Origin of the sequence: Streptomyces sp. NPDC088747 (assembly GCF_044751025.1) — a bacterium.
Classification (GTDB): Bacteria; Actinomycetota; Actinomycetes; order Streptomycetales; family Streptomycetaceae; genus Streptomyces.
Genome location: NZ_JBIVKZ010000004.1, coordinates 529,434 through 541,549 on the forward strand (window position 1 = coordinate 529,434; position 12,116 = coordinate 541,549).

Sequence of the window (12,116 nt, forward strand, 5' to 3'; positions counted from 1 at the left end):
GGTCATCGTCACTTCACCGCGCCCGCGGTGAGCCCGGAGCGCCAGAAACGCTGGAGGCAGACGAAGGCGACGATCAGCGGCAGTACGGAGATCAGCGCCCCCACGATCGTGAGCATGTAGAACTCCGGGTTCTGCTGGGAGGACTTGCTCCAGATGGCCAGTCCGAGGGTGACGGGGTAGAGCTTCTCGTCGCTCAGCATGTACAGCGGCAGGACGAAGTTGTTCCAGCTGGAGGTGAAGGTGAACAGGAACAGGGTGACGAAACCGGGCGCGATCATCGGCAGGCCCACCGAGCGGAAGACGCGCCACTCGCCGGCGCCGTCCATGCGGGCTGCCTCGACGACCTCGTCGGGGATGTAGCTCTCCGAGAACACCCGGGCGAGGTAGACGCCGAAGGGGTTGACCAGCAGAGGGACGAGCACGGCCCAGTAGGTATTGTCCAGGCCCGCCTTGCTCGCCAGCAGGTACTGCGGAAGCACGAGGACCGCGCCGGGCACGAGGACGCCGAGCAGCACGAGGCCGAACAGCTTCTCCTTGTGGGGGAAGTCGTACTTGTCGAAGGCGTATCCGACGGCCGTGCTGACGAAGGCGGATGCCAGGCAGCCGAGGCCGAAGTACAGGACGCTGTTGACCAGCCAGCGCACGTAGATGCCGTCGCCGTAGGAGAACAGGTCACCGAGGTTGGTGAAGAGGTTGAAGTCGGCGAAGGTGAAACCGCCCGTACCGACGAGGTCGCCGCGGTCCTTCGTGGCGGCCACCAGCAGCCAGGTCAGGGGCATCAGGGTGTAGCACGAGAAGAGGACGAGGAGCCCGTTGACGACGGCCTTCGAGGTCCAGGAGCCGCGCGGGCGGCGCCCGGTGGAGGCGGGGGTGACGGGTGGCCCGGTCCGCGACCGTGACCCGGGATCGCCCGCGGGCGCAGGCGTACGCCGGACGGGGCGCTCGGTGTTGGTGTGCGTGCTCATGCTGCCTTCCAGCGGTTGCCGAGCTTGGTGACTGCGTAGGACAGGACTCCGGCCACCAGGGCGATCAGGATGGCCGCGGCCGAGGCGAGGCCGGGCCGGTGGTCGACGAAGGCGGCCTTGTGCACGAACATCACGGGTGACCAGTCGCGGTTGACGGCCTCGGACTGCGTGGTGAGCATGTACGGCTCGTTGAACAGCTGGATCGCGCCGACGCAGGTGAACAGCAGGCTGAGAACGAGGGCGGACCGGATGTGCGGCACCTTGATCTGGAGCGCGGTACGGATCGCGCCCGCGCCGTCCATCGTGGCCGCCTCGAGCGTCTCCCGGGGGATCGCCTGGAGCGCCGCGTAGAGGAACACCATGTTGTAGCCGACGTAGTGCCAGGTCACGATGTTCACCACCGAGGGCAGTGCCATCGAGGCGGAGAAGAAGTCGACGCCGACGCCCAGCGCGCCGAACCAGTCCATGACCGGGCTGAGGCTGGGGGAGTAGAGGTAGACCCAGATGATCGCCGCGATCACCGTGGGCACCGTGTAGGGCAGGAACAGGGCCAGTTGGAACAGCCGCTTGGCCCGTGCGGCGGCCGAGTCGAGCAGCAGGGCGAGCAGCAGGGCCGCGCAGGTCATGAGGGGGATGTACAGGGCCACGTAGCCGGCGACGTGGCCGAAGGCGGCGCGCAGGCCCGGGTCGGCCAGGGCGTCGGCGTAGTTGCCGAGCCCGACGAAGACACTCTCGGTGCCGCCGAAGCCGAGTCCGGAGGACTCCTCCTTGAACAGGCTCGACCAGACCGCGTAGCCGAGCGGGGCGATCATGACGAGGGCGAAGAGAAGGTAGAACGGGACGATGTAGGCCGCGGCGGCACGCCGTTGGGCGCGCCCCGCCGTGGGACGGACGGGAGCTGGAGCCGGGACTTTCATGGAATCTCCTGACCGGTCGCCGCACCGGGGCGGCGGTGCCGGAGCAGTGGTACGGGGGGTACGAGGGAGGGGGAAGGGCGCCCATTGGCGGGCGGGGTGCACACCCGGCCCCGGGCAGGGCGCCCGCGGGAAACCCCTGGGAAGCCCGGTGCAGGTCGAACACGCGGTGGGGAGGACGGCGGTCCTGGCGCACGCGGAGTACACCGTGCGGGACGGTGGTCAAGGCGCACGCGTCGTGCGTACGGTCCCGTGCGGTGCCGCAGACGCCCTGCCGGTGTGCGAGTCGTAGGAGCCGTACGAGCCGACCGCTCAGCCGGAGGTCTTCAGACCCCGGTCCTCGAGCGCGTCGACCGCGGCACGCTGCGCCGCCGCGAAACCGCCGGTCCAGCCGCCCTTGGCCACGGCGCTCTCGAACGCCTCGTTCACCGAGCCCTGGACCGGGCCCCAGGTCCAGCCCGTGACGATGGTGTCCACCTGGGCAGCGGCGATCTCGTACAGGTCGTTCGCGAAGTAGTTGCCGGAGGCGGCGGCGAACTCCTGTGCCGCGACCTTCTGGAGTCCGGGGTCGGCGGGCAGGACGCTGCTGGGCGCCTCGGCGTTGGCGAGGCGGGCCTTCATGGCAGCGGGGTCGGTGGTGAGCCACTCGATGAACTCGGCCGCGGCGTCGGTGTGTTCGCTTCCCTTGGGCACGGCGAAGGAGGTGCCGCCCCAGGTGCCGGTGGCCGCCCGGCCGTCCCAGGTGGGCAGCGGCGCGACGGCCCACTCGCCCTTCTGCTCGGGTGTCTGGGAGATGAGTCCGGCCCCGCTCCAGGGGGCGCCGACGAAGGCCGCGACCTGGCCCTTCTTGCGGGCGGTGCTCTCCTCCTCGCTCCAGGCGGGATGGTTCAGCACCAGGTCGTCGCGGACCAGGCCGTCCCAGAAGCTCGCCACCTTGCGGGCGGGCTCGTCGTCGACGCGCACGGTCCAGGCATCGCCCTTGACGCCGAAGCCCTCGGAACCTGCCTGCCAGGCCAGCCCGTTGACGAACGGTATGTCGCCTCCCTTGGGGGCGTTGAGGATGCGGACGTTCTTGTCCGCGGCCTTGATCTTCTCGGCGGCCTTCTCGAACTCGGCCCAGGTGGTCGGTACCTTCACACCGGCCTTCTCGAACAGGTCGGTGCGGTAGTAGAGCAGTTGGGGGGTGACGTCGAAGGGGACGCCCCAGGTGCGGCCGCCGGGGGTGACCAGGGACCGCAGGCTCTCCGGGAAGCTCTCGACCAACTCGCCGGACTGCTCCGTGAGGTCCTCCAGGTTCCCCTGACTGGCGAACTCGGGGAGCATCGCGTACTCCATGCCCACGACGTCGGGCGCGTTGCCGGCCTCGATGGCGCTGTCGATCTTGGAGTAGCCGTCGGTACCCCCGGTGATCTCGGTGTACTCGACCTGGATGTCCTTGTGGGTGGCGTTGAACTCGTCGACCACGTCCTTGCTGCCGACCATCCAGGACCACATGGTCAGGGTGACCGGCTTGCCGTCCGACGTCCCGGACGTGCCGCCGTCCCCGCCGCCGCAGGCGGTGGCGAGGAGGGCGAGACAGCCGAGGGACGCCGTCAGGGCGAGGCGGGGTGTGCGGCGGGCGGGCTTCATGGCACGGGCTCCTTGATGAGCGAAGCAAGACGAACGGAGCAAGGCGCCTCGGTGCACGAGACGATTGCGGTCATCTTTCGGCCAGAACGATCGCGCGTCAAGAGCGAATGAACAACTCGATCAGATCAATCATCTTGATCTTCACCTTGGGAACGCCCGGTCGGGTCAGCGGTGCGGAGCCGCACACGACGCCCGAACCGTCAATCGTGGGACCAGCGAGACATGCCGGGTGGGAGCGACCGAGTCGGCGCCCCCGCCGAGCCGGGCCAGCATCAACTCCACGGCTGCCTCGCCCACGGCCCGCCGGGGCGGTGCCACCGCGGTGAGCGGCACATCGGCCAGCGCCGCCATCTCGTCCTCGTACGCCACCAGCGACACGTCCTCCGGGACGGCGAGTCCGTGCTGGCGCAGCCGTTGGACCACGCCGATCGCAGTCTGGTCGTTGTGCACGATCGAGGCGGTGACCTGCCCTTCCTTCACCGACCGGAACAGCTCTCGGGCGGCGTCGTCCACGCTCCGCGGACCCTCGGGCGACACGGTCACGGTCGGCAGCACGGACAGGCCGAGGGCCTCGACCGCGGCCTCGTACCCCTCGCGGACCTGCGGCGACGTCGGGTTGTCCTGGGCGAGCAGCGCGATCCGGCGGTGTCCGAGTTCCGCGAGGTGGTGCACCGCCGCGGCGGCGCCGAGCACGTGGTCGGAGCGGGCGCTGTCCAGGCCGGCCAGCCGGCCGCCGACGGGGACGCGCCGGTCCACCAGGACCGCCGGGACCCCGAGTGCCAGCAACTGTTCCTCCTGCTCGGGGCTCGGCACCCCGCGCTCCCAACTGGGCTGGATCAGCAGGCCGTCGACCCCTGTGTCGAGCATCCGGCCGATCTGCGCGGTGTCCTCCTCGGAACGCCAGTGCGCGATCCCCAGCACCAGCCGGCCCCCACGGGCCGCGATGGCGTCCTGGGCGCCCCTGACCAGCTCGGCGAAGTAGTGCTCCATGCTGGGCACCACCATGCCGAGGACGGCCCCGGCGGGTGTGTCGGCCGGACTCGCCGGGCTCTCGCCGGGAGCTGGGGCCGCCGTCCCGCGACCGGCCGGACCCGGCCACGAGACCGAGCCGTGCAGCCTGGTCAGCCGCCCCTGTTCGGCCAGTGCCTCGACATCGCGCCGCACGGTGACGGCGGAGACGCCGAGTTCCTCCGCAAGCTCCATGACCCGCAGACCGCCGCGCCTGCGCACGATCTCCAGCACCCGTTCGTGGCGCTGATTGACATGCGACCGCATCCGTCTTCCTCCTGGTGGTCCCCCTGTTGTGCGCGTCCCACCGTACTCCAGTGACCGATTCTTTCGGACCTTACGTATTGATCGGATCGTTCATGTCGTGCTAGAAACCCACCCACCGTGCACGCTCGGCGGCGAGGGGCGGCCCTCCCTCTCCCGGCTCCCCGTTCTCTCCCACTGCCCTCCGTCCTTGGAGACACCATGCCGAATTCCTGGTCCCGCCGCGGCTTCGTCAAGGCGACAGGCGGCGCCGCGGCCGCGTTCGGATTCGTCGGTACCGCCTCGGCGACCGTCCTGGCCGGCACCGCGCAGGCCGCGCCCGCCGAGTTCGAGCAGCTGCGTGCCACCTGGCGCGGTCTGATCCTCGGCTCCGGTTTCAGCCCCACCGCCGAACCGTTCGCCTCGAAACTCGCCGTGCTCGGCACGAACGCGGCCGCCTGGCGCACCGGCATGCGGCCCGTACCGGGCTCGCTGTGGCCAGAGATGGTCTGGCTCGACCCGGAGCCCGACACCGACACGGCCTCCTACACCTACTCCGCGCAGATACAGCTGACCCTTCAGCGACTGCGTTCCATGGCCGAGGCATACGCCCAGCCCGGCACCGGTCTCACCGGCGACACCGCCTTCGCCCAGGACGTCGTCTCCGGCATCCGGCACGTGGTCACCGACGTCTACCACGCGGGCCAGGCTCGCTACGGCAACTGGTACAACTGGCAGATCGGCGGCCCGCAGGCGCTGCTGGACGCGGCGGTCATCCTGCACGACCACCTCGACGCCGAACTGACCGCCACGATCACCGCCGCCGTCGGTGCCTTCGTACCGGACAGCGCGGTGGCCTCGTACACGGGCACCTCCACCGGCGCCAACCGCGTGGACCTGTGCCGCACCATCGCCCTGAGCGGCCTGGTCGGGGAGGACGCGCACCGGCTCACCGTGGCCGCCGAGGCACTGTCGCCCGTCTTCCCGTACGTCACCTCGGGCGACGGCCTCTACCGGGACGGCTCCTTCGTGCAGCACACCTGGGTGCCCTACGCCGGCTCCTACGGCGCGGACCTCTTCACCGGCCTCAGCCTGCTGTTCGCGCTGCTCGCGGGCTCCCCGTGGGAGATCACCGACCCGGCCAGGGAGAACTACTTCGACGCCGTGGAGCGAGCCTGGGCGCCGTTCCTCTTCAACGGGCTGTGCATGGACGCCGTCTCGGGGCGGGCGATCTCCCGGGGTCTGCCGCCGGACGACCCCAGCGGCGCCAACGACGATCATCTGCGCGGCCATTCGGTCATCGCCTCGATCCTGGCCCTCGGCCTGGCGGCGAGCAGTGAGCAGAACGCCCGCTGGCGCGCCCTCGCCAAGGGCTGGATCCGACGGGACCGCTTCAGCCCGCCGCACACCGACCCGATGCTCGGCGTCTACAAGCTCGCCCAGCTCCAGAACGTCGTGGACGACAGCACGGTCAAGCCGCTGCCCGAGCCGGTCGAGCACCGCCTCTTCCCCTCCCAGGACCGCGCCGTGCACCGCCGCAGGGACTGGGCGGCCTGCCTGTCCATGGCGTCCGACCGCATCGCCCACTACGAGTGGGGCAACGGGGAGAACCTGCGCGGCTACCACACCGGCGCCGGCTGGCTCTCCTGGTGGGGGGACGACTACGCCAACGAGCAGTACTCCGAGACCTTCTGGGCCACGGTCGATCCCAACCGGCTGCCCGGCATCACCGCCTCGCGCAAGCGGCTCGCCGACGGCGAGGGCGGCCAGTGGGGCGCCGAACGCCCCGCCGTGAAGTGGGTCGGCGGCACCACCGACGGCACCTACGCCGCCATCGGCCAGCACCTAAAGGGGCTGTCCTCGACTCTGGAGGCCCGCAAGTCCTGGTTCTTCCTCGACGAGGGCGTCGTCTGCCTGGGGGCGGGCATCACCGCCGCCGACGGCGAGCCGGTCGACACGGTCGTCGACAACCGCCGCCTGGGCGCCGCCGGTACACACGCCCTGACCGTGGACGGCCGCCGCAAGCCCGGCGCGCTCGGCTGGACGGAGACCCTGACCGACCCCGGGTGGGCGCACATCGCCGGACACGGCGGCTACGTCTTCCCCGAGGGCGGCAGGGTCACCGCACTGCGCGAGGAGCGCACCGGCCGGTGGAGCGACATCAGGACCGGATCCTCGACGCGGTCCTTCAGCGACCGCTACCTCACCCTGTACGTCGAACACGGCACCGATCCGGTGGAGGACGGCTACGCCTACGTCCTGTTGCCCGGCGCCGGAGTCGCTCGCACCGCGGCCCGCGCCGCGAGCGCCCGCGGCCTGCTCCGCACCCTCGTCAACAGCTCGCAGGCACAGGGTGTCAAGGTCCCCTCCCTCGGTCTCACCGCCGTCAACTTCTGGGCCGCGGGAACGGCCGGCGGCATCACCGTGAGCGCCCCCTGCTCGGTGTTGATCCGGCACGTCGGCGACGGCAGCGCCGTGGTGTGCGTGTCCGACCCGACGCGCACGCTCACCGGACTCACCGTCACCTGGGAGCACCGGGTCAGCGCGGTCACCGCCAGGCCCGGCACGGTCGAGGAGGCGGCACCGGGCCGCAACCTCAAACTGACGTTCGGTGACCTCACCGCCGAGGCGGGCGCCACCCAGAAGGTCACGGTGAGGACCGCGTGAGGGCCCGGACGCGGCGCCGCGCCGCCCTGGTCGCGGCCCTGGCCTGGCTCACGTCACCCGCCACACCGGCCCACGCCGCGACGATCTGGGACGGCGACGCGGGCCAGGGCATCGCCGTCTTCGGCAGCGTGGAGTGCGACTCGCCCGGCAGCCTGGTCACCGCCGCCAACCCGGACGGCCACGGCACGATCTTCCGCTACACCAAGCCCAGCGGGCTCATCCGCTGCGAGAACCGGGGCGTCACGGTCGACGGAACGCGCTACGCGTTCGCGCCCGACACCACCTACTGGCTGGGCTGGGAGTCACAACTGTCCTCCGCCAGCGGGGACTTCGTGGTGTGGCAGTGGAAGTCCTATCCCAACGCCCAGCAGAACTACCCCCTCATCATGACCGTCAAGGACGGCTCCGTGCGCCTCTTCCAGGTCGGGACGGACGCCACGTGGAACCTGATCTGGTCGGCTCCGGTCGCGGCCGGCGAGTGGCACCGCTACGCCCTCGGCATCCACACCTCCGCATCCGCGTCGTCCGGTTGGGTCGAGCTCTACGCCGACGGTGCCCGGCAGACCTTCACCGACGGCGCCACCCGACACCCGGCACGGACCTGGGACAGTGCCAACGAACCCAAGTGGGGCGTCTACGACCGGGACACCCCGCAGAACGCGGTCGTCAACCGGATCGACCGGCTGCGCGTGGGCACCTCCTACGCGGACGTCAGCTGAACCACCTTGAACGACCAGAGAAGAGATGACCGTCGATGACCGAACCGCGCGCGGGCACCGCCTTCACCGTGACCGACACCGGCTTCGAGCTGGACGGCCGGCCCGTGCGGCTGCTGTCGGGCGCCCTGCACTACTTCCGCGTCCACGAGGAGCAGTGGGCACACCGGCTGGGCATGCTGCGGGCGATGGGCCTCAACTGCGTCGAGACGTACGTGCCCTGGAACCTCCACGAGCCCTTCCCCGGCCGCTACCGGGACCCCGAGGCGCTGGGCAGGTTCCTGGACGCGGTGCGCGCGGCGGGCATGTGGGCCGTCGTCCGCCCCGGACCGTACATCTGCGCCGAATGGGAGAACGGAGGCCTGCCGCACTGGCTGACCGGTGCGGTGGGCAAGCGGCTGCGCACCCGGGACGCCGCGTACCTGGAGCCGGTGCGGTGCTGGTTCGCCCGGCTGCTGCCCCAGGTCGTACAACGCCAGGTGGACCGAGGCGGGCCGGTCCTGATGGTGCAGGTCGAGAACGAGTACGGCAGTTACGGTTCCGACCAGGAGTACCTGCGCGAACTGGCCGCGCTGCTGCGGGACATCGGAGTGACGGTCCCGTTGTTCACCTCCGACGGGCCGGAGGACCACATGCTCACCGGCGGATCGCTGCCCGGTGTACTGGCGACCGTGAACTTCGGCTCGGACGCGGGCGAGGCCTTCCGTACCCTGCGGCGGCACCAGCCCACCGGACCGCTGATGTGCATGGAGTTCTGGTGCGGCTGGTTCGCCCACTGGGGCGACGGGACCACGCGGCGCGACGCCGGTGACGCCGCGGCCCAACTGCGTGCCGTCCTGGAGAACGGCGCGTCGGTGAACGTCTACATGGCTCACGGCGGCACCAGCTTCGGCGGCTGGGCGGGCGCCAACCGGACCGGTGACCTTCACGACGGTGCCTTCCAACCCACCATCACCTCCTACGACTACGACGCCCCGATCGACGAAAAAGGCGGGCCCACGGAGAAGTTCTGGCGCTTCCGTGAGGTCCTGGCCGACTACGCGGCGACCCCGCCCCCGGCGCTGCCGGCCGCGCCGCCGGTCCTCGCCTCGCCGACCACGGCCGAACTCGGCTCCTGGCTGCCGCTGGACGAGGTGACGGACGCGCTCGGCGGACCGGAGCGGACCTTCGGCCACGCGCCCACGTTCGAGGAACTGGACGTCGACCGGGGGCTGGTGCGCTACCGCACGAGCGTCCCCGGGCCCCGCCCCCCGCTGCCGCTGACCCTTCCCGGAGCGCGGGACGCGGTGCGGATGCTCGTCGACGGCGTGGTCACGGACGTGGGCGCGGCCGTCCCCGGACCCGCCGACGTGGAGGTGTGGGTGGAGTCGCTGGGCCGTGTCAACTACGGGCCCCTGCTGGGCGAGCCGAAGGGGCTGACCGGCGGGATCCTGCACGAACGGCAGTATCTGCACGGGGTGACGGCTCGCGGCCTGCGGCTGGACTCCTTCGACGACACCGAGGCCGTCACCGGACTGCCCTTTCGCGCACCGGAGCGGGGCGAACCCGGTCTGTACCGGGGCACCCTCGATGTGCAGGTTCCCGGTGACGCGTCGCTGGAGCTTCCCGGCTGGGGCCGGGGATACGCCTGGATCAACGGCTTCTGCCTGGGCCGCTACTGGTCGGCCGGCCCACAGACCTCCCTGTACGTCCCCGGGCACGTCCTCCGGGCCGGCGCCAACGACCTGTGGGTGCTGGAGACGGAACGGACGGAGGGCACCGACGCGCACCTGACGTGAGGGGTGCCTCACCGAGGCGGCCGTGCGGCCGGGCCGTGCCCGCCCCGGTGGGCGGCAACCGGCTGTCCTGCCGGGAAACCTCGGGATGTGTGCCCCGGTGCTCTCCTGCGGCTACGACCTGGTGTCGGCCGCCCGCCCCGGCTGGTCCTCGTCCGGATGCCACGCGGCGACGGTGGCGGCGTCGGCGTGCTCCCTCGACTCCGGTGGTTCGCCTGCCACGACGACCACCTGGTCCTCGGCGCCCCACCGGCGTCGCTCACCCTTGTCGGGGTTGAGCCGGACCCCGTAGCCCGGAGGCGTCGTCCGCCGGTCGTGATCGCGGTAGCCGATGGCGCACTCGCCGAGGTCACGGGCGGCGGCCACGACGGTGGCGAAGGTCGCCTCGACGCCCGGACGGACGTAACGCCCCGCGGGCCGGAGACAGATCGTGCTGCCCTCCGCGGAGAACAACTCGTCGAAAACGGTGGCCAGATGCCGGTTCTGCGCGATCTGCGCCATGAGCAGTCCGGTCAGTTCACCGCTGACGATGACGTCGGAGCCGGGATCGAGGGGCGCCAGCGGCCGGTTGCGGTCGTCGGTGAGTTCGGTGACCACGCGCAGTTCCCGTCCGGTGCGCTCCTCCAGCAGCCGCAGGGCCAGCAGGGTGACCAGCGTCCGGTCGTCGGGGCGCTCAGGACCCTCGCCCGGATCGGGGCCGAGGACGATCATCCCGTCGTAGGGGGCGAGTTCGAGCCCGAGCAGGCTCTCGGGCCGCGACAGGTCGGCGGAACGGAACCGCACGGTCAGCCGGGCGGCGGGCGCGGTCACGGGGTCCGTCTCCCGTGCCGGTGCCGGTACGGCCCTGTCCGTCACCACGTCGAGGACCGATCCCGGCCGGGCCGTACGCCGTAACTGGTCGACGACGAGGGGCGCGCGCCTGTTCCAGCCGAGCAGCAGGAGGCGCGCGGGGTCGTCCGGCGGCGGCTGGGCCGTGACGATCGCCGACGGGTCCACCAGGTGCTGGCAGTCCTCGGGCCCTACCGCGTCCTCGTCGCGGGTGAGGACGATCAGACGGCTCCCCGGCGCGACGAGAGTGTCCGCCGACGGGCTCAGCAGCGTGCGGCCCTGCGGGGTGAGCAGTCCGACCACGCAGGAGGTGGCATGGCCCAGCAGGGCCGCGCCGAAGGTACCCGCCTCGAACGCGCCGGCGTCGGCGAGGTGGAACTCGTCACCGGCGAAGTCGAGCAGGTCGCGCAGGACGAGCGACAGGCCGGGACGGCCGACGCACTGCGCGATCAGCCGGGCCGTGACCGTGTCGGTCTCCAGGACCGTGCCGCGTGGACCGGTGGCCAACTGGGCCGGCGCCCGGTACCGGTCGTCCCGTACCGCGGCCAGCACCGGCGGCCCGTCCGCGCCCTCACCGAGGACCGCCCGCAGCGCCAGCAGGGTGCGCAGCACCTCGGCGTCCGCCGTCGGTTCCCCGGAGGGCAGCACCAGTACGGTGCTCGCCGTCCTCGGGCTGACCAGCGCGAGTACGGCGGGGTCGCTCGCCGGGCCGCTGCGGCAGATGATCCGGGTCCGGCCCGTCGGACCCACCCGGGTGGCCAGCGTCTGTTCCATCTCGGCCTTGTCGCGGTCCGCCAGCAGGACGACGGCCCACGGCCGGTGCGGGGCCTGGGCGGCGACCAACTCGCCCACCACCGTGCACACCTGGTCCGACCAGCCGAGAACGACGGCATGGCCCTGCTCCAGCACCGTCGACCGCCCACGGCTCAGCACCGCCAGGCGCTTCTCCAGACCGGTGGTGATCACCCCGATCAGGGTCGACACGCAGAGCAGGGCGACCAGCCCGAGCAGGGCCGACAGCAGCATGCGCAGCGGGGTGCCGGTCAGCGACCCCAGACGCAGCGTCTCCCCGCTGGTCCGCCACACCGCGGTCAGCCGGCCCGACAGCGACCGCGGGGAGCCGGGGTCCGTCCACACCATCAGCGCGCTCACCGGCACGACGACGGCAAGGCAGGTGACCACCAGCCAGCCCATCAGGGTGCCGGTACTGCGGGCCAGCGTACGGTCGAACCGATAGCGCGCCCGGTCCCGCAACGAGACCGGCACTCGCCCCTTCAGCCGTTCCACTCCCACCCCGCTCCTCGCCTGTACCGCGCTCGCCGCGGTGAGCCGTCCCGCCCCGGACCGCGGTCCGGCGTGCGTACGGGCATG

Annotated in this window: 8 protein-coding genes; 3 read left to right on the forward strand and 5 right to left on the reverse strand. The window is 71.5% G+C overall.

All coding sequences use genetic code 11. The features are described 5' to 3' along the window. Positions 1 to 8: 8 nt before the first annotated feature. From ACIP79_RS13120 to ACIP79_RS13135, 4 genes are all read right to left on the reverse strand, one after another. Complete coding sequence (locus ACIP79_RS13120) at positions 9 to 965, reverse strand: carbohydrate ABC transporter permease (RefSeq protein WP_401222626.1); 957 nt, start codon at positions 963 to 965, stop codon at positions 9 to 11. Continuing rightward, positions 962 to 1,882 (reverse strand): carbohydrate ABC transporter permease, encoded by a 921-nt coding sequence (locus ACIP79_RS13125; RefSeq protein WP_401222629.1) that lies wholly within the window; start codon positions 1,880 to 1,882, stop codon positions 962 to 964. The genes ACIP79_RS13120 and ACIP79_RS13125 overlap by 4 nt, the downstream gene beginning before the upstream one ends. Positions 1,883 to 2,191: 309 nt before the next feature. After that, the gene (locus ACIP79_RS13130; RefSeq protein ID WP_401222631.1) at positions 2,192 to 3,508 is read right to left on the reverse strand and encodes an ABC transporter substrate-binding protein; all 1,317 of its coding nucleotides are present in this window, start codon (positions 3,506 to 3,508) and stop codon (positions 2,192 to 2,194) included. 165 nt (positions 3,509 to 3,673) lie between these two features. Continuing rightward, the gene (locus ACIP79_RS13135; RefSeq protein ID WP_401222633.1) at positions 3,674 to 4,783 is read right to left on the reverse strand and encodes a substrate-binding domain-containing protein; all 1,110 of its coding nucleotides are present in this window, start codon (positions 4,781 to 4,783) and stop codon (positions 3,674 to 3,676) included. A gap of 198 nt (positions 4,784 to 4,981) precedes the next feature. Between ACIP79_RS13135 and ACIP79_RS13140 the strand changes: the two genes are divergently transcribed. Genes ACIP79_RS13140 through ACIP79_RS13150 form a run of 3 tightly spaced genes read left to right on the forward strand, consistent with a single transcriptional unit; the run spans position 4,982 to position 9,920 of the window. After that, entirely contained in the window at positions 4,982 to 7,426 is a 2,445-nt protein-coding gene (locus ACIP79_RS13140; protein WP_401222635.1) for a polysaccharide lyase 8 family protein, read from the forward strand. After that, the gene (locus tag ACIP79_RS13145) at positions 7,423 to 8,145 is read left to right on the forward strand and encodes a heparin lyase I family protein (protein WP_401222636.1); all 723 of its coding nucleotides are present in this window, start codon (positions 7,423 to 7,425) and stop codon (positions 8,143 to 8,145) included. Before ACIP79_RS13140 ends, ACIP79_RS13145 begins: the two co-directional genes overlap by 4 nt. 35 nt (positions 8,146 to 8,180) lie before the next feature. Then, entirely contained in the window at positions 8,181 to 9,920 is a 1,740-nt protein-coding gene (locus tag ACIP79_RS13150; RefSeq protein ID WP_401222637.1) for a beta-galactosidase family protein, read from the forward strand. Positions 9,921 to 10,031: 111 nt separating this feature from the next. Here the strand turns inward: ACIP79_RS13150 and ACIP79_RS13155 are convergent, their stop codons facing one another. Further along, positions 10,032 to 12,032 (reverse strand): NAD-binding lipoprotein, encoded by a 2,001-nt coding sequence (locus ACIP79_RS13155; protein WP_401222639.1) that lies wholly within the window; start codon positions 12,030 to 12,032, stop codon positions 10,032 to 10,034. Positions 12,033 to 12,116 lie beyond the last annotated feature (84 nt).

What these genes read in the sequence shown, in the direction of transcription:
- ACIP79_RS13120 (WP_401222626.1), bottom strand. Translation starts at nt 965, where the DNA reads ATGAGCACGCACACCAACACCGAGCGCCCCGTCCGGCGTACGCCTGCG.
- ACIP79_RS13125 (WP_401222629.1), bottom strand. Translation starts at nt 1,882, where the DNA reads ATGAAAGTCCCGGCTCCAGCTCCCGTCCGTCCCACGGCGGGGCGCGCC.
- ACIP79_RS13130 (WP_401222631.1), bottom strand. Translation starts at nt 3,508, where the DNA reads ATGAAGCCCGCCCGCCGCACACCCCGCCTCGCCCTGACGGCGTCCCTC.
- ACIP79_RS13135 (WP_401222633.1), bottom strand. Translation starts at nt 4,783, where the DNA reads ATGCGGTCGCATGTCAATCAGCGCCACGAACGGGTGCTGGAGATCGTG.
- ACIP79_RS13140 (WP_401222635.1), top strand. Translation starts at nt 4,982, where the DNA reads ATGCCGAATTCCTGGTCCCGCCGCGGCTTCGTCAAGGCGACAGGCGGC.
- ACIP79_RS13150 (WP_401222637.1), top strand. Translation starts at nt 8,181, where the DNA reads ATGACCGAACCGCGCGCGGGCACCGCCTTCACCGTGACCGACACCGGC.